Consider the following 23,291-nt stretch of genomic DNA (forward strand, 5'->3'; position numbering starts at 1 on the left):
GCGACGGGACGGTCTTTTGAAAAGATCGTTCTTCTTTTTTTGAAAACGCTTCAACGAAGTTGAATTTTTATAAAAACAGTTAATTAATTAAAAAGACGGACAATTTGTTCGATGATATAGTAAAATCAGAAATTAAATATACGTACAAATTTAAAAGGGGGTAAAAAAATGAAAAGGCTTTTATCTGTACTGACGTTATTGGTGTTTGTACTGTCATTGTCCGCCTGTGGAGGACTCGGAGCGAATGGTGGAAAAGACGCCGGATTTGTTGGTATTTCAATGCCGACAAAATCATCGGAACGCTGGATTCGTGACGGGGAAAACATGGTGAAAGAATTTAAGAAGCTCGGATATAAGACGGATTTGCAATATGCTGAGGACGTAGTCGAAAACCAGGTATCGCAAATTGAAAACATGATCACCAAAGGGGTCAATGTGTTAGTGATTGCTCCGATTGACGCGGAAGCGCTAACGGATGTGTTGGAAAAAGCGCATAAACAAGGGATTAAGATCATTTCGTACGACCGTTTGATTAAAAACAGCAAGTATGTCGACTATTATGCAACGTTTGATAACTTTAAAGTTGGTGTGCTGCAAGGGCAGTACATTGAACAGAAGCTCGGATTGAAAGAAGGAAAAGGACCGTTCAACATTGAGTTGTTTGCCGGTTCTCCAGATGACAATAACGCCTATTTCTTCTTTGATGGAGCGATGTCCGTATTAAAGCCGTACATCGATTCCGGAAAATTAGTAGTGAGAAGCGGCCAAACGAAGTTTGACCAAGTAGCGACATTGCGCTGGGATGGAGCGACGGCTCAAGCGCGCATGGACAACTTGTTGAGTGCGCATTATACAAACGCACGTGTTGATGCGGTTTTGTCCCCGTATGATGGCATTAGCATTGGCATCATTTCTTCCTTAAAAGGGGTTGGCTACGGAACTCCGAGCAAGCCGATGCCGGTGATTACTGGGCAAGATGCGGAATTGGCTTCGGTGAAATCGATTATCGCAGGGGAACAAACGCAAACGGTATTTAAAGACACAAGAGAATTGGCGAAAAAAGCGGTTGAGATGGTTGATGCGGTGTTGAAAGGGAAAAAGCCGGAAGTGAACGATACGAAAACGTATAATAACGGGGTCAAAGTTGTCCCAGCGTACTTGTTGGAACCGGTTTCGGTTGATAAATCCAATTATGAAAAAGTGTTGATTGACAGCGGTTATTACAAAAAAGAAGATTTAGAAAAGTAGAAGATGCCAAAAAGACGGATATAAGGGATGTACCTGTACCCCCTTATATCCGTAACTCTCTTACAAGGGGGGCAGCGGGAGATGTCTGAGTTTATTTTAGAAATGAGAGGGATTACGAAACAATTCCCTGGAGTGAAAGCACTTGATAATGTGAATTTAAAAATACGGGAAGGGGAAATTCACGCGCTTTGTGGAGAGAATGGAGCAGGAAAATCGACATTAATGAAAGTCTTGAGCGGCGTTTATCCGTACGGCACGTATGACGGAGAAATTTTATTTAAGGGCGAAGTATGTAGATTTAAAGATATTAAACAGAGCGAACAGTTAGGAATTGTTATCATTCATCAAGAGCTGGCCTTGATTCCCTATTTATCCATTGCCGAAAATATTTTTTTAGGGAATGAACGGGCGAAAAGAGGCATCATTAACTGGAATGAAACGATCGCTCAAACAAAAAAGCTGTTGCAGAAAGTCGGATTAGAGGAGTCGCCGCATACATTGGTCGGCCAACTTGGCGTCGGCAAGCAGCAACTTGTAGAAATCGCGAAGGCGTTGGCTAAAGATGTGAAATTGCTTATTTTGGATGAGCCGACCGCAGCGTTGAATGAAGATGACAGCGAAAATTTGCTGAATTTGCTTTTGGAATTGAAAAAACAGGGGTTATCGGCCATTATTATTTCCCATAAATTAAATGAAATTACGAAAGTCGCTGATTCGATCACGATTTTACGAGATGGAAAAACAATTGAAACGTTGGATATGAAACATGATGAGGTGACCGAAGACCGGATTATCCGTGGAATGGTCGGACGCGATTTAACGAATCGCTATCCTTCAAGAACACCGAAGATAGGCGAAATCATATTCGAGGTCAGGAATTGGACAGTATATCACCCTGTTTATTCGGAGCGCAAAGTGCTTGATAATATCAATCTGTCGATTCGCAGAGGAGAAATTGTGGGGATCGCCGGCCTTATGGGGGCGGGACGAACCGAATTGGCCATGAGCATCTTTGGTCGGTCATACGGAAAGAAAATTAGCGGAGAAATATGGAAAAACGGGGTCAAAATCGATGTCAGCGATGTCAGCAAGGCCATTGCCAACGGGATTGCCTATGTAACAGAAGATCGAAAAGGAAATGGCCTTATCTTAATGGAAGACATTCGGAAAAATATTACGCTTTCCCGTTTAGGAAAAATCTCGAATCATTTTGTGGTCGATGAAAATCAAGAAATTGTTGAATCGGAGCGATTCCGTGACCAATTCAAAATTAAAACGCCAAGCGTATTTCAAAAAGTAGAAGCCCTTAGTGGCGGGAATCAACAAAAAGTGGTGTTAAGCAAATGGATTTTTGCTGAGCCAGATATTTTGATTCTCGACGAACCAACACGGGGGATTGACGTCGGAGCGAAATATGAAATTTACACGATCATTCAGCAGCTAGCCGATGCAGGAAAAGGTATTTTAATGATTTCGTCCGAACTCCCAGAAATTCTTGGCATGTGCGATCGAATTTATGTGATGAGTGAAGGGAGAATCACTGGAGAGGTGTCGCGGGAAGAAGCGACACAGGAAAAACTAATGAGGCTTATGACGAAAACAGCGATTCAGGAGGGGGCATAAGATGGGAGCACTAATGCAAAAAACAGCACAACATTCTCCAAAGCGGTCTACAGAAAGTCAGCAGTTATCGTTGAAGCAGATGATCAAAAACAATATGAGAAGTTACAGTATGGTCATCGCTCTCATTTTGATTATGTTATTGTTCCAAGTGTTAACTGGAGGCATTTTGTTGCGGCCATTAAATATTACAAACTTGATTTTGCAAAACAGTTATATTTTGGTGCTGGCTGTTGGCATGATGCTTGTCATTATCACCGGACATATTGATTTGTCCGTCGGATCGGTGGCAGCTTTTGTCGGGGCATTGGCCGGCATTCTGATGGTTCAGCACCATGCATCAGTATGGTTGACGGTGCTCATTTGTTTATTGCTCGGAGCCTTGATTGGCGCATGGCAAGGATTTTGGGTGGCGTACGTAAAAATTCCATCATTCATTGTTACATTAGCAGGGATGTTGCTGTTCCGAGGATTGACGATGGTTATTTTGGAAGGACAGTCGATCGCCCCGTTTCCGAAAACATTCCAAAATATGAGTTCTGGGTTTCTCCCTGACGTATTTCATGGAGGAGAGATCCATCTGTTCACCATTGTGATCGGTTTCGCCGCTTCTCTCTTATTTGTTGTACTGGAATGGAGAAAACGAAACAGTCAGAAAAAATATGGGTTTGCGGTCACCCCTGCGGCGATGTTTGCCTTGAAGCTGGCTGTGATTGCCGCTGTGATCATGATTTTTACTTATATTTTAGCGACGTATGAAGGAATTCCGACGATTCTAGTGATTTTGGTTGCGTTGATCATTGCTTATTCCTTTGTGGCGAACCGGACGGTCGTCGGCCGCCATATTTATGCGATTGGTGGTAATGAGAAGGCTGCGCAATTGTCCGGGATTAAAACGAAACGTGTCACGTTTTGGGTGTTTGTCAACATGGGCGTGTTGGCCGCTTTGTCCGGATTGATTTTTGCCGCTCGCCTCAACGCTGCGACGCCGAAAGCGGGGAACTTGTTTGAGCTCGATGCCATTGCGGCGTGCTTTATTGGAGGCGCATCCGCTTATGGAGGAATCGGCACGATTAGCGGAGCGATCATCGGCGGTCTAGTCATGGGCGTAATGAATAACGGGATGTCCTTGCTGGGGCTCGGTATTGACTGGCAACAGGCCATCAAAGGGCTTGTATTGCTTATTGCTGTGGCTTTTGATATTTACAACAAAAATAAAGCTGCTTAATGCGAAAGCGAAGGGCCAAGCGCATTGCTTGGCTTTTTTGTCAAATGGTCAAAAGATGGACACAGGGCTTTTATGCTCGAAAAGAGTTCGATCGGTTCATATGATCCGTATGCCGAGTCGCATTTCAAGTGGTTTTGGAGGTTGAAGCGTTTTCTCCCACTGTTCTCTTTCGCTTGAAAAAGGGCGTGTGCAGGCGCCTCATATATTTTCCGCCGTCTGCTCTTAGCGCAATGATACGGACAAATAAAAACTGCTATAATAAAATTAATTTGTATCTCATTATTTTATCGTTGAGGTGGACTATGAAGGAGAAAACGCTGCCGAAATATCTGCAATTAAAACAAGAAATTTTATCTTGGATCATTTCCGGACAAATGAAGCCGGATGAGAAAATTCCGACCGAGCATGAGATCGCCAACCAGTTTCAACTAAGCCGACATACCGTTCGGCAAGCGCTGGGAGAACTCGAGAAGGAAGGATGGCTGTACAAAATCCAAGGGAGCGGCACATTTGTGTCCCGGCCGAAGCCGAAAGAACAGGTGGATACGAAAACGATCGGGATCGTGACGACCTATATTTCCGATTATATTTTTCCCCATATCGTCCGAGGGGCGGAGGAGACGTTGCGGGAGAAAGGATACCGTCTTTTGCTTGCCAGCACGAATAATGATAAACAGAGAGAGAAAGAGCAGCTTGAGGAGATGATTCGGGAGCCATTAAGCGGACTGATCATCGAACCGACAAAAAGCGCGCAAGGAAATCCAAATCTGGGCTACTACTTGTCGCTCAATAACCTCCATATTCCGTACGTGATGATCAATGCCCGCTATTTGGAAGTGAGCTGTCCATGCGTCAAAATGGACGACGAGCAGGGAGGATTTTTATTGACCGACCATCTCATTCGTTTAGGGCACCGCCGGATTGCTGGTTTCTTTAAAACCGACGATTTGCAAGGGGTGGATCGTTTGCGCGGCTTTATTCGCGCCCATCAGCAACACGAGGTGCCTGTGGCGACGGAGTATCTTCTTTCCTACGCAACAGAGGAGAAATGGACAAAGCCGCTTGAGGTGGCGCGGGAGTTTTTGCAACGGCCGAAAGAGGAGCGCCCGACAGCCTTTGTGTGCTACAACGATGAGCTGGCGATTTTGCTTCTTGAAGTCATTCGCCAACAAGGGTTATCGGTTCCCGATGACATTTCGATCGTTGGCTTTGATGACTCTACATTTGCGACAGCGACGGAGGTGAAATTGACGACGATTCGCCATCCGAAAACAGAAATGGGCGTTCAAGCGGCTGAGATGCTCATTCAAATGATCGAACAACGATCAGTCGATAAAATGGGCGATATCATTTATCGACCGGAGCTAATTGTCCGTAACTCAACAAAGGAAATTTAAAAAATGTATGAGAGATCAAAAAAAGTTATAGAAAAATTGTACGTACAATAGTATAATGGAGGTGAGGAGTTTTTTCATAGGGAGTGGGAGCCAATGCTTGAGGAGTTGAAACAAGCCGTATTAGAGGCCAACCTGCAGCTCCCGCAATACCGCCTCGTGACATTTACGTGGGGAAACGTGAGCGGGATTGACCGGGAGCGCGGATTGGTTGTCATTAAACCAAGCGGGGTGGCGTATGACAAGTTGACCATTGATGATATGGTGGTCGTGGACTTAAATGGCAATGTGGTGGAAGGGGACTTAAAACCGTCGTCGGACACCCCGACCCACCTCTGGTTGTATAAACAATTTTCTGGTATCGGTGGAGTTGTTCATACCCATTCGACTTGGGCGACGATTTGGGCGCAGGCCGGAAAAGGAATTCCAGTATTAGGGACGACGCACGCGGACTATTTTTATGGGGAAATTCCGTGCACCCGTCCGATGACCAATGAAGAAATTCAAGGAGCTTATGAACTAGAGACCGGAAAGGTCATTACGGAAACGTTTCGTTTTCTCGATCCGCTGCAAATGCCAGGTGTCTTGGTGCACGGCCACGGACCGTTTGCTTGGGGGAAAGATCCAGCGAACGCGGTTCATAATGCCGTTGTCTTGGAAGAAGTGGCGAAAATGGCGGCAAGAACATTCATGCTCAATCCAAATGTGCAACCGATCAGCCAGTCGCTACTTGACCGCCACTATTTGCGCAAGCATGGCGCAAACGCTTACTACGGGCAATAAAGGGAGGGAGATCGAGATGGGGAAAAAGTATGTCATTGGCATTGACTATGGCACCGAATCGGGGCGAGCGGTTCTTGTTGATCTAGAAGGAAACGAAATTGCGGATCATGTCACTCCGTATCCTCATGGAGTCATTGATGAAGTGCTGCCGGAATCGAACGTACAACTCGAGCCAGACTGGGCGCTGCAACACCCGGCTGATTATATTGAAGTATTGGCGACCGCTGTCCCGACGGTATTGCAAAAGTCAGGGGTCAACCCAGCCGATGTGATCGGGGTCGGCATTGATTTTACTTCATGCACGATGCTGCCGGTCGATGCTTCTGGCGAGCCGCTTTGTCTAAAGCCAGAATTCAGGAACCGTCCGCACAGTTGGGTGAAATTGTGGAAGCACCATGCCGCTCAAGATGAGGCGAACTTGCTCAATGAAATTGCGACCAAACGAGGCGAAGCGTTTTTACCGAGATACGGGGGAAAAATTTCATCCGAATGGATGATTGCGAAAATTTGGCAGATTCTAAACGAAGATCCGGAGATTTACGAACAAACTGATCTTTTCCTCGAGGCGACTGATTGGGTCATTTTCAAAATGACCGGCAATATCGTCCGGAATAGCTGTGCGGCGGGCTATAAGTCGATTTGGCATAAACAGGACGGCTATCCAAGCAAGGAGTTTTTCCGGGCGCTCGCCCCCCGGCTGGAACACTTAACAGAAACGAAACTGCGCGGCCCGATCGTTCCGCTTGGTACGAGAGCGGGAGTGCTGACGAAAGAAATGGCGGCCACGATGGGCCTCCTTCCGGGAACAGCCGTTGCCGTCGGGAATGTTGATGCCCATGCAGCCGTACCGGGTGTCGGGGTCGTTGAGCCAGGCAAACTGGTGATGGCGATGGGAACATCGATTTGCCACATGTTGCTTGGCACGGAAGAAAAATATGTCGAAGGCATGTGCGGCGTTGTGGAAGACGGCATCATTCCGGGATATTTCGGCTATGAAGCCGGGCAGTCAGCGGTCGGCGACATTTTCGCTTGGTATGTTGAACAAGGCGTCCCGGCTTATGTGAAAGAAGCGGCGGAAAAAGAAGGGGTTAGTGTCCATGAGTGGCTGGAAAAGCGCGCTGCTGCTTACCGGCCGGGGGAAACAGGACTGCTCGCTTTAGACTGGTGGAATGGGAACCGTTCCGTATTGGTCGACACCGATTTAACCGGACTGATCATTGGTTATACGCTGCTGACGAAACCAGAAGAGATTTACCGCGCGCTGCTTGAAGCAACGGCCTTTGGAACACGCAAAATTATCGATGCCTTTGTTGAAAACGGTGTCAACGTGGATGAACTGTACGCATGCGGCGGGTTGCCGCAAAAAAATAAGCTGCTCATGCAAATTTATGCCGATGTGACCAACCGCGAGATCAAAATCGCGGCGTCGAAGCAAACCCCGGCAGTGGGGGCTGCCATGTTCGCGGCGGTCGCGGCCGGCAAAGAGAACGGCGGTTATGAATCAATCGTTGAGGCGGCGCGAAACATGGGAAAAGTGCGTGAAGAGACGTTCAAACCGATTCCGGAGAATGTCGCGATGTACGAGCAGTTGTACCAAGAATATACGAAGTTGCATGACTACTTCGGCCGTGGGGAAAACGATGTCATGAAACGGCTCAAACATTGGAGAGAAACTGCACGGACGGCGAACGAATCGGTGACTTTATCGTGAACGGGGAGGAGCAATGATGCTATCATTACGTCCTTATGAATTTTGGTTTGTAACAGGAAGTCAGCACTTGTACGGAGAAGAAGCGTTAAAACAAGTCGAAGAACATTCAAGAATCATGGTCAATGAATGGAATCGCGATTCGGTGTTTCCGTTCCCATTCGTTTTCAAATCAGTCGTGACGACGCCAGAGGAAATCCGGCGCGTTTGCCTTGAGGCGAATGCGAGCGAACAATGTGCCGGCGTTGTCACATGGATGCATACGTTCTCGCCAGCGAAAATGTGGATTGGCGGCCTTTTGGAGTTGAGAAAACCGTTATTGCATCTTCACACCCAGTTTAACCGTGATATTCCGTGGGACAGCATCGATATGGACTTTATGAACTTAAACCAATCAGCTCACGGTGACCGAGAATACGGATTTATCGGTGCGAGAATGGGAGTTGCCCGGAAAGTGGTCGTTGGTCATTGGGAAGACCCAGAAGTCCGCGAGCGGCTGGCGAAATGGATGCGGACGGCCGTCGCCTTTGCGGAAAGCCGACATCTTAAAGTTGCCCGTTTCGGCGATAACATGCGTGAAGTGGCGGTAACGGAAGGGGACAAAGTGGGAGCGCAAATTCAATTCGGCTGGTCGATCAACGGTTATGGCATTGGGGATTTGGTGCAATCTATTCGCGATGTTTCTGAACAAAGCGTTAACGAACTGCTTGATGAATATACCGAACTGTATGACATTGTACCTGCTGGCCGTCAAGATGGACCGGTTCGCGAGTCGATCCGTGAGCAGGCGCGGATTGAACTTGGGTTAAAAGCCTTTTTGCAAGACGGGAACTTCACTGCCTTTACGACGACGTTTGAAGATTTGCACGGCATGAAGCAACTTCCAGGACTAGCGGTTCAACGGCTTATGGCAGAGGGATATGGATTTGGCGGCGAAGGCGACTGGAAAACGGCTGCTCTCGTTCGGTTGATGAAAGTCATGGCGGATGGCAAAGGAACATCGTTCATGGAAGACTACACGTACCACTTTGAGCCGGGCAACGAAATGATTCTTGGCGCGCATATGCTCGAAGTATGCCCGACGATTGCCGCAACCCGGCCGCGCATCGAAGTCCATCCGCTTTCGATCGGTGGAAAAGAAGATCCAGCCCGTCTCGTGTTTGACGGCGGCGAGGGTGCTGCGGTCAATGCTTCGTTGATTGACTTAGGACACCGTTTCCGTCTCATTGTCAATGAAGTCGATGCAGTGAAACCAGAACATGAGATGCCGAAACTGCCTGTTGCGCGCATTCTATGGAAACCGCGCCCGTCACTCCGCGACTCGGCCGAAGCATGGATTTTAGCCGGCGGAGCGCATCACACATGCTTCTCGTTTGCGGTCACGGCTGAACAGCTGCAAGACTTTGCGGAAATGGCGGGCATTGAATGCGTCGTGATCAATGAACATACGTCCGTCTCCTCATTCAAGAACGAACTAAGATGGAATGAAGTATTCTGGCGGGGACGGTAAGGTGAAGCCAGCGTGCAAATCCATACGGCACAACACCAAGGACATGGGCTGGAAGGAGGGCTCATGTCCTTCGTTTTTATCATACATAAAAGTTGGCCATTAACAGAAGAGAGGTAATTTCGAATGTGTAAGCAAAGTCATCAACGTAACGGAAGTTATATGGACAACTTTCGGTATCAATTTTAAGGTGGATAAAAATTATTTCTTGATTTTTTTAAATTTTGTATTAAAAAAAATATATAAAATGGTACAATGAAGTTAAAAGTTATACGTACAATATAAAACGGTATTAGGATAAAACGTACTATTTGTAAGGTCAAATTGTTTTCAGATCCTTATAAAAAGGATTTGAAATAAACAAAGGGGGAGAGGTGGTTAGTTTTAAAAGCGTTTTCAACGATAGTAGCAACATGGCGTAAACAGTAGTTGACCCGCGCTTGAAATCAGGGGGGAGGTAAACCGATGAAAAAGTGGTCTTTATTGCTACTAGTCTTATTTATGGCTGTATCAACGTTTTTAGCTGGTTGTTCAGGTGACTCAAGCAATTCTGGTCAATCGAGCAAAGGCGCAAATGGTGCCACTAAACTGACATTATGGACATTTGGAGAGCAACATGCAAAGTTTTTCGAGTTTATGGCTGATGAGTGGAATAAAACACACCCTGACAAAAAGATTCAGCTAGAAACTACCACTTATCCGTATGATGACATGCATAACAAACTGCTTTTATCTTTGCAATCCGGAGTAGGAGCGCCGGACATTGTAGATATTGAGATTTCTCGTTTCTCCAACTATTTAAAAGGAAAACCGCAGTTAGTAGAGTTAAATGACATTATAGACCCCGTAAAAGACAAAGCTATTCAATCATTTGGCGCTGTCGCTGGAAATGGATGATTTTATTCGTTCGGTTGTGGCCATTGCTGATTACGTGAAGGCGAAAAAACGAAGCAAGAAGACGATTCATCTTTCGTTTGACGAATGGAACGTATGGTACCATTCGAATGAGGCGGATAAGCAAATTGAACCGTGGACGGTGGCGCCGCCTTTGTTGGAGGATATTTATAACTTTGAAGATGCGCTTCTTGTCGGCTGCATGCTTATTACGCTCATGAAACATGCCGATCGGGTGAAAATTGCCTGCTTGGTTCAATTAGTGAATGTCATTGCACCGATCATGACGGAAAAGAACGGTCCGGCATGGAAGCAAACGATTTACTATCCGTTTATGCATGCTTCTGTTTATGGCAGAGGGGTGGCGCTGCACCCAGTCATTTCAAGTCCGAAATACGACAGCAAAGACTTTACGGACGTGCCGTACTTAGAGGCGATCGCGGTGTACAATGAAGAAAAAGAAGAAGTAACGATTTTCGCCGTCAACCGTGATATGGACGATTCGTTACTGCTTGAGTGCGATGTCCGCAATTTTGAGGATTATCGCGTTATTGAACATATCGTATTGGAACATGAAAACGTGAAACAAACGAATTCCGCGCAATCTTCCCCGGTGGTTCCGCACCGCAACGGCGATGCTCAGCTGTCCGCTGGAAAAGTGTCGGCGACGCTGCCGAAGTTATCGTGGAACGTTATTCGTTTAGGAAAATGATAAGGAAGTGAAGGCTGGTCTGATGGCCAGCCTCTCCCTTTGCAAACGGAAAGGAGAGACGAAACGTGGGGCGTAAAGTCCGTTTTGGTATTATGAGTACAGCGGCCATTGCCAAATACGTGATGATTCCCGCCATTCGCCGGACGGATCACGCCGAAGTCGTGGCGATCGTCAGTGAAAGCAGGAAAGCCAGCGAAGCAGCGCGGGAGCTCGGCATTCCGAAGGCGTATGACAGCTATGGTCAGCTGCTTGATGACCCGGACGTCGACGCAGTGTACATCCCGCTTCCAAACAGCCTGCACGCTGAATGGACGATCAAAGCGGCGAAGAAGAAAAAGCACGTGCTTTGTGAAAAACCTGCCGCTTTATGCGCAGAAGATGTCCGGCGCATGATTGAGGCGTGCGAGGAAAACGGTGTTTTATTCATGGAAGCGTTCATGTACCAGTTTCATCCGCAGCATGAACGGGTGAAGCAGCTTTTAGCCGATGGGGCGATCGGTGACATCAAGTACATGCGCACCCATTTCTCCTTTTACTTGCAAGACCGGGAAACGAATATCCGCATGAACGATGAGCTTGGCGGAGGAAGCTTGTTCGATGTCGGCTGCTATTGCGTGCACTCGACGAGACACATCCTTGACGCCGAACCAATTGAACTATTCGTTCAATCCCATTTTGATCCGCACCGTTCGGTCGATTTAACGACGAACGGATGGATGAGGATGGAAAACGGTGTTCTTGCGCAGTTCACGTGCAGTTTTGATATGCTCTTTCAGAACGAATACGAAGTAGTGGGTACGAAGGGAAAAATCGTTGTCTCGCGGGCGTATCGACCGGATGTGGATGGTGGCGAGGGGCGGATTACGGTCGCAACGGCTGATGGGAACGTACGCGAGGAAACGGTGGCAGGCGACCAATACGCGCTGCAAATCGAGCACTTTTCGCGCTCCATTCTCGAAGGAACGCCGCTGTTGTATTCCCCGGAGCGCATGATCAAACTGGCGCGGGCGCTCGACGCTTGTCGCACATCGATGAAAACGGAAGAGATCGTACAATTATAAAGGAAGGAGAATCGAGATGAACATTACATACGAAAAGTGGTCCGAACTTAATGGAAACGATATTCTGTTGTTCACCTTGGTCAATGATCGCGGCATGGGACTGTCGGCGACAAACTACGGATGCATCGTGACGGACATCCGCGTTCCAGACCGGAACGGCAATATCGAAAATGTCGTACTTGGGTTTGATCGGTTTGAACCGTATTTAACCAACGCTCCTTATTTTGGGGCGGTGATCGGCCGGGTGGCGGGGCGCATTCAAGGGGCGAGTTTTGAGCTTGATGGCGTCACGTACCGGTTGGCGAAAAATGAGAACAACAACCACTTGCACGGCGGCCCGAACGGATTCCATCGTGTGCTTTGGCAGGCGGAACCGGTTCAGCGCGATGATGCGGTTGGGATCGTCTTTTCGTACACAAGCCCGGACGGGGAGGAGGGATATCCGGGAACGGTTCATGTTCAAGTAGCGTATTGGCTCAATAATAACAACGAATGGACCGTCACGTACCGGGCTCGTTCGGACAAAACGACGCTCGTCAATTTGACGAACCATACGTATTTTAACTTGAGCGGCAACGGCAAGCGTGATATTTTGGATCACACGCTGACCATCCAAAGCTCCCGTGTGTTGGAGCTGAATGAGGAGTTGATTCCGACAGGCCGCGTCTTGGATGTCGCCGGCACGCCGTTTGATTTGCGGCAAGGAAAGACGATACGGGAGGCGGTCGAATCCGGGCATCCGCAAATCGAACTCGTTGGCGGAGGCTATGACCATCCGTTTTGGCTCGACCGGCATCATGACAAAGAGATTGTGCTTTCCGATCCAGAGAGTGGGCGGATATTGACCGTCGAGACGGATGAAGTCGGCGTCGTCGTGTACACGTCGAACCAGTTGCCGGAAGGGTTGGATTTGGGCGGCGTGCCGTCGCGGAAATATCTCGGCATTTGCTTAGAAACGCAAGGGCTTCCGGATGCGGTTCACCATCCGCAGTTTCCGTCGATCGTATTGCCGGCTGACAAGGAGCAGGTGTCGATGACAAGGTATCGATTTAGTGTTGACTAAGTTGAATTTTAAAATCTGAAAGCAGTTGTGGAAACAGAAAGTCATCATAACAAGTGTCGGGATGTAAAGCATTACGTAATAAAAAACGGTAACATCTAGAGTGTGGGGGATCGTATGCCCATCCCCCCTGTAAAACTTCAACCAACATAGTTGTGGTTTTACAGGTGAGAATACTTTGTTTATATGATAGACAAACAAATATGAAAGCGTTATAATAAAACTGAAACAAATCATTCTCGCTTATTTAAGGAGGACTTGGACATGGCGTATTTCCCGAATATCGGCACCATTCCATATGAAGGACCAGAGTCGCGCAATCCGTTGGCGTTTAAGTTTTATAATCCAGAAGAAAAAGTCGGCGATAAAACAATGGAAGAGCATTTGCGCTTTTCAGCGGCCTATTGGCATACGTTTACGGGGGATGGGTCGGATCCGTTTGGCGTCGGCAATATGATTCGTCCATGGAATAAGTACAGCGGCATGGATCTGGCGAAGGCGCGCGTCGAGGCGGCGTTTGAGCTGTTTGAAAAGCTGAACGTTCCGTTTTTCTGCTTCCATGACGTCGACATCGCGCCAGAAGGGGAAACGCTCAGCGAGACGTACAAAAATTTGGATGAAATTGTCGATATGATTGAAGAATACATGAAAACAAGCAAAACGAAGCTGCTTTGGAATACGGCGAACTTGTTCAGCCATCCGCGCTTCGTTCACGGGGCGGCGACGTCGTGCAACGCCGATGTGTTCGCCTATGCGGCGGCAAAAGTGAAAAAAGGGCTGGAGATCGCGAAGCGGCTCGGAGCGGAAAACTACGTGTTCTGGGGCGGCCGGGAAGGTTATGAGACGCTGCTGAACACGGACATGAAGTTGGAGCTTGACAATTTGGCCCGCTTCTTGCACATGGCGGTTGACTATGCGAAAGAAATCGGCTTTGACGGCCAGTTTTTGATCGAGCCGAAGCCGAAAGAACCGACGAAGCATCAATACGATTTTGATGTGGCGACGGCGTTGGCGTTCTTGCAAACATACGGGCTCAAGGATCATTTCAAATTCAACATTGAAGCGAACCATGCGACATTGGCCGGGCATACGTTTGAGCATGAGCTGCGCGTCGCCCGCATTCATGGCATGTTGGGCTCGGTCGATGCGAACCAAGGCGATACGCTGCTCGGCTGGGATACGGACGAATTCCCGACCGACTTGTATGCGACGACGCTGGCGATGTACGAAATTTTGCAAAACGGCGGCCTTGGGCGCGGCGGCTTGAACTTCGACGCGAAAGTACGGAGAGGCTCGTTCGAACCGGAAGATTTGTTCTACGCTCATATCGCCGGGATGGACAGCTTTGCGATCGGTTTAAAAGTCGCCCATCGCTTGCTGGAAGACCGCGTGTTTGAACAGTTCATCGAAGAACGGTACAAAAGCTATACAGAAGGCATCGGCCGCGAGATCGTCGAAGGGACGGCGGACTTCAAAAAGCTTGAGGAGTACGCCTTGCAGCTCGGCGACATTCGCAATACGTCCGGACGTCTTGAGCGCTTGAAAACGTTGCTGAATCAATATTTGCTCGAAGTCAGCGCGCCGAGTGGATCTCGTTCGTGAAAGAGGGATGAGCGTGGAATATGTCATTGGCGTCGATTTAGGAACAAGTGCGGTGAAAGTGTTGCTTGTCGACCGCAATGGGCAAGTCAGAGGGGAATGGACCGAGTCCTATCCCCTCTACCAGCCTCATTCCGGCTATAGTGAGCAGCGCCCGGACGATTGGGTGGAGAAGACGATTACGGCGTTGCGCCGCGTTTGGGAAACGGCGGGCATTTCTCCGGAGTCGGTCGTGGGCTTGAGTTTTTCTGGGCAAATGCACGGGCTTGTGCTGCTCGATGGCGACGGGAACGTCGTGCGCAACGCGATTTTATGGAACGACACGCGAACGACAGCCGAGTGCCGGGAAATTGAAGCGAAAGTCGGTCGAGAGACGCTGCTTGCGGCGGCGAAAAACGAGGCGCTCGAAGGGTTTACGCTGCCGAAACTGTTGTGGGTGAAAAACCATGAACCTGAGCTGTATGAGCGGGCGCGGACGTTTTTATTGCCCAAAGACTATGTCCGTTTCCGTTTGACTGGGCACATCGCGATGGATGTATCCGATGCGGCGGGGACGCTGTTGCTGGATATCGAAAAGAAAACATGGAGCGAGGAGATCGCTCGGGCGGTGGATGTCGACCTTTCGCTTTGCCCGCCGCTTGTTGAGGCGACGGCATGGGTCGGGACGCTGCGTCCGGAGGTGGCCGAACAGACCGGGCTGCCGGCATCGGTGAACGTGTTCGCCGGCGGAGCGGACAACGCTTGCGGCGCGGTGGGTGCGGGCATTTTGGCAGAAGGCCGCATGATGTCGAGCATCGGCACATCCGGCGTCGTCTTGGCGTATGAGCAAAGTGGGGAAAAAGATTTCGCCGGACGAGTGCATTACTTCAACCATGCCGAGCCGAACGCCTACTATATTATGGGGGTGACGCTGGCGGCGGGCTACAGTTTCGACTGGTGGAAGCGGACGTTTGCCGAGGACGTGCCGTTTGCCGAGATCGTCCAGCGCGCTGCCGAGTCGCCGATTGGCGCCAACGGCTTGTTGTTTACGCCATATTTGGTCGGCGAGCGGACGCCTTATGCGGACGCCGATATTCGCGGGTCGTTTGTCGGCATTGATTCGGCGCAGACGAAATGGGATTTCGCCCGCGCGGTCATCGAAGGCATTACGTTCTCGCTCAACGAGTCGGTGGAGATCATCAAAGCGAGCGGCAAAACGATCGAATCGGTCGTCTCGATCGGCGGCGGGGCGAAAAGCGCCGAGTGGCTGCAAATCCAAGCCGATATTTTCGGCATCCCGGTGGAAAAACTGAAAAACGAACAAGGGCCGGGACTGGGCGCCGCGATGATCGCCGCCTGCGGCGTCGGCTGGTTTGATTCGCTCAAGGAATGCGCCGACGCGTTCAAACAAGTCGATTCCATCGTCGAACCGCGGCCGGATGCGGCGGCGAAATACAAAGAGCTGTTTGCGATTTATCGCGATGTATATCCGCGTACGAAAGAACTGGCGAAACGGTTAAAGGTGTTTCGGCCGTGACGATAAACTCCCTAAACCAGTGGATGGTTTGGGGAGTTTTTTGTTTGATCAAGCAATAAGGCAGGATGACCCGCCACGTTTGTCGAAAGGAGAACTTGAAAGGTGGAGATGAAACATGGACATTCGAAAAGAATTCGAACATCTTCAATATTTCTTTGACTCGTATTACAATCAGACGTTTTACAATGCTCAATTAGAAGAACAGTTTTTGCGATTTCTAGCGGATGAACCGGAGTGGGTGGTTCGTGCCTTGAAGCTGGAAGTAGAGAAGCTCGAACGCATCCACCATCGCCGCGATACGGAGACATGGGCAAAAATCGAAGAACTTGTTCATGAAAACAGCATGCGCTATTTTTCGTTTGAGGATGGCAAAACGTTTATCGAAGTGGCCAGCCGTTTGTTAAAGGATATTGAGTAAAGGGACAAATCATGAACAAACAGCCTGTTTATTGGACGTCAGGTGACAGCGATTAGGCATGGATCGTATTGTTCGCTTTATGTTTCGATCGATTGATTGAACAACGGATAACACCTGTTCTTACCATATGTATGTGAGATGTTGAAAACGCGCCGCGTTGGCCGGACAGCTGTCGTTCATGGAGCGTGCAAAAGACATAGTCGGCGTAAAGATTGATTCGACAAAGGGGGGAGGAAATCCGAGCACGAAGCGCGAAAAAATAGGAGAGGGGCAAAACGGTTTTAGCCGAAAGAAGGGAGATACGTATGTTCTCTACACTTCCCATCCCGATCATCCAAGCCCCGATGGCTGGCGGGGTGTCGACGCCTGAACTGGCCGCGGCGGTGTCGAACGCCGGAGGGCTTGGTTTTTTGGCCGGCGGGTACAAGACAGCGGAGGCCATGAGGAAGGAAATTCACAAGCTGCGGACGTTGACGGATCGGCCGTTTGGGGTAAATGTGTTTGTGCCGGGGGACAAAACAGTGGATGAGGAGGCGGTCGAACGGTACCGTGTAGCACTGGCGGCGGAGGCGGAGCGGTTTGGGGCGTCAGTCGGCGAGCCGAAATGGGAGGACGACGACTGGGCGGCGAAGCTTGATGTGCTTCTTCAGGAGCGAGTGCCGGTTGTGAGCTTTACATTTGGTTGCCCGGACAAAGAAGTGATCGCTGCCTTGCAAAAGGCGGGATCGTTTGTGATCGTGACGGTCACGGCGGTGGAGGAAGCTGAAATGGCAGCCGAAGCCGGGGCGAATGCGCTTTGTGTGCAAGGGGAGGAAGCGGGAGGGCATCGGGCGTCGTTTGGCAACGATCCGAAAAAGGATGAGACGCTCGCGTTGTTCCCGCTGCTGGCCCAAGCGCGGACGGCGGTTCGGATTCCGCTTGTGGCGGCGGGCGGGATCATGGATGGGCGCGGCATCGCGGCGGCGCTCCAAGCCGGGGCGAGCGCGGTGCAGCTCGGGACGGCGTTTTTGCGCTGCCCGGAAAGCGGGGCGCATCCGCTCCATAAGCAGGCGCTTGCCGATCCTCGGTTTGCCGAAACGGCCGTGACGAGGGCGTTTACCGGCCGGCCGGCGCGCGGGCTTGTGAACCGGTTTATGGCGGAGTATCGCGCCTTGGCGCCGGCGGCGTATCCGCATGTGCACCATATGACGAAGCCGCTGCGCGCCGCATCCGCCAAGGCGGGCGACCCGGAGGGAATGTCGCTTTGGGCCGGGACGGGATATCGGCTGGCGCGGGAGCTTCCGGCGGCGGAGCTTGTCGAAGAGCTGAAGCGGGAGTTCGAGGAAGCTTGGCGAGCATAGGAGTTTGGTTATGCGGATGGAAAGAAAACGCGTTCATTCTTCCGAAAAAATGTTGAATAAGGGGGAGAGGGAACAATGACCGCATCCCGCATCGTCTTTCCACCGCTCAGCCATGTCGGCTGGGGGGCGCTTGGCCAGTTAGTTCCAGAAGTAAAAAGGCTTGGGGCAAAACACGTGTTGGTGATCACCGATCCATCGCTTGAAAAACTCGGCCTCGTCGAGCAAGTGGCATCTCCGCTCCGGCAAGCAGGGTGCAGCGTGCATGTATATACGGATGTTGTGCCGGAGCCGCCGCTTGAAACAGGGGAGAAGGCGGTGGCGTTTGTCCGCGACGGAGAGTTTGACCTTGTCATCGGCGTCGGCGGCGGCAGCGCGATGGATTTGGCGAAACTGGCCGCTGTTTTGGCCGTGCATGAAGGTTCGGTCGCCGATTATTTAAACTTAACTGGAACGAGAACACTTGAGAAAAAAGGATTGCCGAAAATATTGATTCCGACGACATCAGGCACCGGGTCGGAGGTGACGAACATCTCCGTGTTGTCCTTAGAAACGACGAAAGACGTCGTGACGCATGATTATTTGTTGGCGGATGTGGCGATCGTCGATCCGCAGCTTACGGTTTCCGTCCCGCCGCGGGTGACGGCGGCGACGGGCATTGATGCGCTTACCCATGCGGTTGAAGCGTACGTGTCGGTCAACGCGAGTCCGACATCGGATGGGTTGGCCATCGCCGCCATGCGCCTGATTTCTCGCTCATTGCGCAAAGCGGTGGAAAACGGAACGGACAAACAGGCGCGCACCGATATGGCGAACGGCAGCTACCTGGCCGGTTTGGCGTTTTTCAACGCCGGGGTGGCCGGCGTGCATGCGCTCGCGTATCCGCTTGGCGGACAGTTTCATATCGCCCATGGCGAATCAAATGCCGTGCTCTTGCCATATGTGATGGGCTACATTCGCCAAAGCTGCACGAAACGAATGGCTGATATCTTAAACGCCCTCGGCGGCAACTCGAGCTTTTTATCAGAGGAGGAGGCGTCGCACCGCTGCGTCGAGGAGCTCGAGCGCCTCGTCGCCGATGTCGGCATCCCGAAGACGCTCGGCGGTTTTGGCATTCCGGAAAGTGCGTTAGAAAGCTTGACAAAAGACGCCGTCCAGCAAAAACGGCTGCTCGCCCGCAGCCCGATGCCGCTTTTGGAAGACGACATCCGCACGATTTATCAAGCCGCGTTCGCCGGCACGATCATGGAACCGAACAACAAGTGAGAACACAAAAACAGGGGCTGCTTCAGGCTCCTGTTTTTTCTTTGGCTGTTGGAAATAGGGTCTCACTTCTCAAGTTGGATCCCCCTTCCGCTCAAGGGGCGACGTTTTCATGTTTTCTTGATGGTGAAGCAGGAATTTCCACATCGTGAAGCGAACACATATACATCAGCCGCCGAAATTCGACAAAAGACGATTCCAGTTCTTGTGGAGGAGGGGCGTTCGTGTTTACGACTGTCATTACGCCGCGCGTGTCAGAAACGGACGGCGTCGGCCATATTAACAATACGACCGTGCCCGTTTGGTTTGAAGCGGGGCGGCATGAAATTTTCAAGCTGTTTACGCCTGATTTGTCATTCAAACGTTGGCGGATGGTGATCATCCGTATGGAAGTCGATTATGTCAACCAAATGTATTATGGGCAAGATGTGACCGTGTATACCGGCATTGAACGCATCGGCAACACAAGCCTCACGATTTATGAAGAAATCCACCAAAACGGGGTGGTGTGCGCGAAAGGGCGGTCGGTGTATGTCAATTTCAATTTTGACACCGGGCGGCCCGAGCCGATTCCGGATGACATTCGGGCGAAATTGCGCGAACATGTATGGCAGCCAGGCGAGTAGACGAAAGGGGGTGAGTGCGTGAAGGAGCATCATCTTTGGGAGCAAGTGAAAACGAAGCTTGCGCAAAAGCTGTCTGGCCCGTCATTTGACACTTGGTTTGCTTCGACGTCCGCGACGGTGGATGACGATTGGCTCATCATCGAATGCCTAAACGAGATTCAATGTGAATGGCTGCAAACAAGATATGGCGAACTCATCAGTGAAACCGTCCGCGAAGTGTTCGGCCGCGAGATGCGCATCTTCGTCTCTGTCCACGGCGAGCGGCAGAAAATCGAAGAACGGCTCGAACAGCGATACGGCGCTCCGATGACCTTCCGTCAATATATGACCCAGCTTGAGAAGCAAGTGGATGAGCTTGAGCGGCGCATTGACCACTACGCGCGCATCATCGATGAACTGTTGGAATCCCGTCCGATTCACTGATCATCCCCCTAATAAAGCACCCTCCAAACAAGAAGCGGCCTCCGCTCCATCAGGCGGAAGGCCGCTTTTTTATGTGATAAAAAGTTACATGGTTCCAACAAATACGTATATTACTCTGATTTTTCATGCGATTATTCATGTTTTTTGTTAAAAGTGTGTTATATAAACTGACATAAAAAATGCATGCTTCATGTTTGACGTGATATGATGGGCACAACCAAGGCAAAGGGGGAATGTGAGGGTGATGCGAACAAGAACAATCGGATTATGGGAGTTGCTGGTGATGACGATCCGGCTTTGGCTGCATCGATGACAATAAGAAAGTGGAACAACGTATGAAGTATGGAGGGATGGCGACGTGAAACGAAAACTCGTGTTAATCGGCAACGGCATGGCGGGGGTTCGCTGCATCGAGGAGATTTTAAAACTCGATCGCGAGGCGTTTGAGATTACGATTTTTGGCAGCGAGCCGCATCCAAACTATAACCGGATTTTGTTGTCGAAGGTGCTGCAAGGAGATACGCGCCTTGATGACATTACGTTGAACAGTTGGGAATGGTACGAACGAAACGGCATTCGGCTGTTTGCCGGCGAAACGGTGACGGAAGTCGACATCAAGCGGCGGCTTGTCCGGACCGACCGTGGGCGGGTAGTCGAATACGATGAATTGATTTTCGCGACAGGGTCGAATCCGTTTATCTTGCCGGTGCCGGGAGCGGATTTGCCCGGGGTGACGGCGTTTCGCGACATCCAAGATTGCGAGCGGATGATCGAATATGCGAAGACGTACAAAAAAGCGGCGGTCATCGGCGGCGGCTTGCTTGGATTGGAGGCGGCGCGCGGCCTGCTTAACTTAGGGATGGATGTCGATGTCATCCATATTTTCGACTATTTGATGGAACGCCAGCTTGACCCGACCGCTTCCAAGCTGCTGCAGCGGGAGCTGGAGAAACAAGGGATGAACTTTTTGCTTCGCAAAGAGACGGCCGAATTGTTCGGCAACGGCCGTGTGGAAGGAGTGCGATTTAAGGACGGTACGTCCATTGCCGCCGACTTGGTGGTGATGGCGGTCGGCATTCGTCCGAATGTTGAGTTAGCGCGGAAAAGCGGCATTGAGGTGAATCGAGGAATCGTTGTCAATGACTACTTGGAAACGAGTGTGCCGCACATTTACGCGGTCGGTGAATGCGCGGAACATCGCGGTGTTGTGTATGGACTCGTCGCTCCGCTTTATGAACAGGGGAAAGTGCTGGCACAAGCGATTTGCGGCCGAAAAGGAAAGCCGTACGAAGGATCCGTCGTCTCGACCCAACTGAAAGTGTCAGGCGTCGATGTGTTCTCGGCCGGCGAGTTTATGGACGTTGAGGGCACGGAATCGATCAAGTTGTACGACGAAGCGCGCTCGGTGTACAAGAAAGTCGTCGTTCGCGAAGGGAAAATCGTTGGTGCCGTGCTGTTTGGCGATACGAGCGAAGGAAGAAAACTATTTGATATGATCCAGCGCGGCGATTCGCTTGAGGCGCTTTCTCTTTCGTTATTGGCGCCGGCTTCATCGGGAGGAAAAGGAAGCCTTGTGGCGGCGATGGCGGATACCGATGTCGTCTGTGGCTGCAACGGGGTGACAAAAGGCGCGATTTGTCAGGCGATCGCCGAACACGGGCTCAAGACGGTCGCCGAGGTGCGCGACTATACGAACGCGTCCCGCTCATGCGGCGGGTGTAAAGGGCTTGTCGCCGAGCTGCTTGAGCATATGCTCGGTGAAGAAGCGAATCGGTATGCGGTGAAAGAAACGATCTGCGGCTGCACGGACCTAAGCCGTGAGGAAGTGCTCGAGGCCATCGAACAAAGACGGTTGATGACGGTCAAAGAAGTCATGAGCGTATTGGGATGGAAAAACGAGGAAGGCTGTTCCAAATGCCGTCCGGCGCTCAATTATTACCTGGGCATGTTGTATCCGGGTGAGTACGATGAAGAAGCGGAATCGTTGTTTGTCAATGAACGGCTGCACGCCAACATCCAGGCCGATGGCACGTACTCCGTTGTGCCGCGCATATACGGCGGGGTGACCACAGCCGAGCAGCTGCGGAACATCGCCGATGTCGCGGAAAAATACAACGTGCCGATGATTAAGATCACAGGCGGGCAGCGCATCGACTTGCTTGGGGTGAAAAAAGAAGATTTGCCGCGCATTTGGGCCGATCTCGGCATGCCGTCAGGCTACGCCTACGCCAAGGCGCTGCGGACGGTGAAAACGTGCGTCGGCAAGCAGTTTTGCCGCTTTGGCACGCAAGATTCAACCGGGCTTGGCATTCGGATGGAACAAACATTTGAGCGGCTGAAAACGCCGCATAAAGTGAAAATGGCCGTCTCCGCCTGCCCGCGCAACTGCGCGGAATCGGGCATTAAAGATGTCGGCATCGTCGGCGTCGAGGGCGGATGGGAGATTTATGTCGGCGGCAACGGCGGCACCCATTTGCGTGCAGCTGACTTGCTTTGCACGGTCAAGACGGAAGACGAAGTGATCGAGATGACCGGCGCTTTTTTGCAATATTACCGCGAGTCCGCGCATTATTTGGAACGGACGTCCAAATGGGTCGAGCGCGTTGGGCTTGAGCATATCCGCGAAGTGCTGTTCGATGTGGAAACGCGCCGCGCGCTGCTTGAGCGGCTTCACAAAGCTCTTTCGGCGACAAAAGATCCGTGGCGGGAAATCGTCGAAAACGAGAGACTGCAGCAACTGTTGTTCCGCGATATCGGCGACAAAGAGCCGGTGCCGGTGGAATGAAGGGGGATGACGGCGGGCGAACGGAAAGATGGGCGGGCAAAAAAGCCGGTTGCTTCCGCCGCCCAGCCTTATCCAGCGTTTCAGCGGAGAGAAAAGAGGCTGCCCAACA

18 protein-coding genes and 1 pseudogene are annotated in these 23,291 nt (G+C 50.7%); all 19 read left to right on the forward strand.

Annotated elements, in window-relative coordinates; translation table 11 throughout:
• The first annotated feature begins 168 nt into the window (after nucleotides 1–168).
• A complete protein-coding gene (chvE, locus tag CD000_RS05930) occupies nucleotides 169–1,248 on the forward strand; it encodes a multiple monosaccharide ABC transporter substrate-binding protein (protein ID WP_011231399.1) in 1,080 nt (359 codons plus the stop codon).
• Nucleotides 1,249–1,329: 81 nt separating this feature from the next.
• Entirely contained in the window at nucleotides 1,330–2,871 is a 1,542-nt protein-coding gene (mmsA, locus tag CD000_RS05935; RefSeq protein WP_011231398.1) for a multiple monosaccharide ABC transporter ATP-binding protein, read from the forward strand.
• Nucleotide 2,872: 1 nt separating this feature from the next.
• Nucleotides 2,873–4,096, forward strand: coding sequence for a multiple monosaccharide ABC transporter permease (gene mmsB / locus CD000_RS05940; RefSeq protein ID WP_014195985.1), 1,224 nt, complete (start codon nucleotides 2,873–2,875; stop codon nucleotides 4,094–4,096).
• A gap of 302 nt (nucleotides 4,097–4,398) precedes the next feature.
• Complete coding sequence (locus CD000_RS05945) at nucleotides 4,399–5,493, forward strand: GntR family transcriptional regulator (RefSeq protein ID WP_096225162.1); 1,095 nt, start codon at nucleotides 4,399–4,401, stop codon at nucleotides 5,491–5,493.
• Nucleotides 5,494–5,586: 93 nt separating this feature from the next.
• On the forward strand, nucleotides 5,587–6,273 hold the full coding sequence (gene araD, locus CD000_RS05950; protein ID WP_096225164.1) for an L-ribulose-5-phosphate 4-epimerase: 687 nt from the start codon (nucleotides 5,587–5,589) through the stop codon (nucleotides 6,271–6,273).
• A 16-nt stretch (nucleotides 6,274–6,289) separates the two neighbouring features.
• The gene (locus tag CD000_RS05955; protein WP_096225166.1) at nucleotides 6,290–7,984 is read left to right on the forward strand and encodes a ribulokinase; all 1,695 of its coding nucleotides are present in this window, start codon (nucleotides 6,290–6,292) and stop codon (nucleotides 7,982–7,984) included.
• Nucleotides 7,985–8,000: 16 nt separating this feature from the next.
• Nucleotides 8,001–9,491, forward strand: a complete 1,491-nt coding sequence (gene araA / locus CD000_RS05960; RefSeq protein WP_096225168.1) for an L-arabinose isomerase — start codon at nucleotides 8,001–8,003, stop codon at nucleotides 9,489–9,491.
• 633 nt (nucleotides 9,492–10,124) lie between these two features.
• A complete protein-coding gene (locus CD000_RS19055; RefSeq protein WP_233130496.1) occupies nucleotides 10,125–10,385 on the forward strand; it encodes an extracellular solute-binding protein in 261 nt (86 codons plus the stop codon).
• Nucleotides 10,354–11,094: pseudogene (locus tag CD000_RS05970) on the forward strand (alpha-L-arabinofuranosidase C-terminal domain-containing protein); the annotation flags it as partial. The gene CD000_RS19055 and the pseudogene CD000_RS05970, both read left to right, overlap by 32 nt.
• 65 nt (nucleotides 11,095–11,159) lie before the next feature.
• Nucleotides 11,160–12,155: a Gfo/Idh/MocA family protein gene (locus tag CD000_RS05975; RefSeq protein WP_096225170.1), complete on the forward strand. Its 996-nt coding sequence runs from the start codon at nucleotides 11,160–11,162 to the stop codon at nucleotides 12,153–12,155.
• A 16-nt stretch (nucleotides 12,156–12,171) separates the two neighbouring features.
• Nucleotides 12,172–13,218, forward strand: a complete 1,047-nt coding sequence (locus CD000_RS05980; RefSeq protein ID WP_096225172.1) for an aldose epimerase family protein — start codon at nucleotides 12,172–12,174, stop codon at nucleotides 13,216–13,218.
• Between the two features lie 261 nt (nucleotides 13,219–13,479).
• On the forward strand, nucleotides 13,480–14,817 hold the full coding sequence (xylA, locus tag CD000_RS05985; protein ID WP_096225173.1) for a xylose isomerase: 1,338 nt from the start codon (nucleotides 13,480–13,482) through the stop codon (nucleotides 14,815–14,817).
• A 13-nt stretch (nucleotides 14,818–14,830) separates the two neighbouring features.
• The gene (gene xylB, locus CD000_RS05990; protein ID WP_096225175.1) at nucleotides 14,831–16,330 is read left to right on the forward strand and encodes a xylulokinase; all 1,500 of its coding nucleotides are present in this window, start codon (nucleotides 14,831–14,833) and stop codon (nucleotides 16,328–16,330) included.
• Between the two features lie 115 nt (nucleotides 16,331–16,445).
• Nucleotides 16,446–16,748: a hypothetical protein gene (locus tag CD000_RS05995; RefSeq protein ID WP_014195976.1), complete on the forward strand. Its 303-nt coding sequence runs from the start codon at nucleotides 16,446–16,448 to the stop codon at nucleotides 16,746–16,748.
• 305 nt (nucleotides 16,749–17,053) lie between these two features.
• Nucleotides 17,054–18,088 (forward strand): nitronate monooxygenase, encoded by a 1,035-nt coding sequence (locus tag CD000_RS06000; protein ID WP_096225177.1) that lies wholly within the window; start codon nucleotides 17,054–17,056, stop codon nucleotides 18,086–18,088.
• 75 nt (nucleotides 18,089–18,163) lie between these two features.
• The gene (locus CD000_RS06005; protein ID WP_096225179.1) at nucleotides 18,164–19,351 is read left to right on the forward strand and encodes an iron-containing alcohol dehydrogenase; all 1,188 of its coding nucleotides are present in this window, start codon (nucleotides 18,164–18,166) and stop codon (nucleotides 19,349–19,351) included.
• Between the two features lie 221 nt (nucleotides 19,352–19,572).
• Nucleotides 19,573–19,974 (forward strand): acyl-CoA thioesterase, encoded by a 402-nt coding sequence (locus CD000_RS06010; RefSeq protein WP_011231360.1) that lies wholly within the window; start codon nucleotides 19,573–19,575, stop codon nucleotides 19,972–19,974.
• Nucleotides 19,975–19,992: 18 nt separating this feature from the next.
• The gene (locus tag CD000_RS06015; protein WP_096225181.1) at nucleotides 19,993–20,397 is read left to right on the forward strand and encodes a DnaA N-terminal domain-containing protein; all 405 of its coding nucleotides are present in this window, start codon (nucleotides 19,993–19,995) and stop codon (nucleotides 20,395–20,397) included.
• Between the two features lie 358 nt (nucleotides 20,398–20,755).
• Nucleotides 20,756–23,182 carry a nitrite reductase large subunit NirB gene (gene nirB / locus CD000_RS06020; RefSeq protein WP_096225183.1) on the forward strand — a complete coding sequence of 809 codons (2,427 nt, stop codon included), beginning with the start codon at nucleotides 20,756–20,758 and terminating at the stop codon, nucleotides 23,180–23,182.
• Nucleotides 23,183–23,291 lie beyond the last annotated feature (109 nt).

The sequence above is a fragment of the Geobacillus sp. FJAT-46040 genome, assembly GCF_002335725.1.
Lineage (GTDB): Bacteria > Bacillota > Bacilli > Bacillales > Anoxybacillaceae > Geobacillus > Geobacillus thermoleovorans.

Coding starts and splice junctions, on each gene's coding strand:
- chvE (WP_011231399.1), top strand. CDS start 169: ATGAAAAGGCTTTTATCTGTACTGACGTTATTGGTGTTTGTACTGTCA.
- mmsA (WP_011231398.1), top strand. CDS start 1,330: ATGTCTGAGTTTATTTTAGAAATGAGAGGGATTACGAAACAATTCCCT.
- mmsB (WP_014195985.1), top strand. CDS start 2,873: ATGGGAGCACTAATGCAAAAAACAGCACAACATTCTCCAAAGCGGTCT.
- CD000_RS05945 (WP_096225162.1), top strand. CDS start 4,399: ATGAAGGAGAAAACGCTGCCGAAATATCTGCAATTAAAACAAGAAATT.
- araD (WP_096225164.1), top strand. CDS start 5,587: ATGCTTGAGGAGTTGAAACAAGCCGTATTAGAGGCCAACCTGCAGCTC.
- CD000_RS05955 (WP_096225166.1), top strand. CDS start 6,290: ATGGGGAAAAAGTATGTCATTGGCATTGACTATGGCACCGAATCGGGG.
- araA (WP_096225168.1), top strand. CDS start 8,001: ATGCTATCATTACGTCCTTATGAATTTTGGTTTGTAACAGGAAGTCAG.
- CD000_RS19055 (WP_233130496.1), top strand. CDS start 10,125: ATGGCTGATGAGTGGAATAAAACACACCCTGACAAAAAGATTCAGCTA.
- CD000_RS05980 (WP_096225172.1), top strand. CDS start 12,172: ATGAACATTACATACGAAAAGTGGTCCGAACTTAATGGAAACGATATT.
- xylA (WP_096225173.1), top strand. CDS start 13,480: ATGGCGTATTTCCCGAATATCGGCACCATTCCATATGAAGGACCAGAG.
- CD000_RS05995 (WP_014195976.1), top strand. CDS start 16,446: ATGGACATTCGAAAAGAATTCGAACATCTTCAATATTTCTTTGACTCG.
- CD000_RS06000 (WP_096225177.1), top strand. CDS start 17,054: ATGTTCTCTACACTTCCCATCCCGATCATCCAAGCCCCGATGGCTGGC.
- CD000_RS06005 (WP_096225179.1), top strand. CDS start 18,164: ATGACCGCATCCCGCATCGTCTTTCCACCGCTCAGCCATGTCGGCTGG.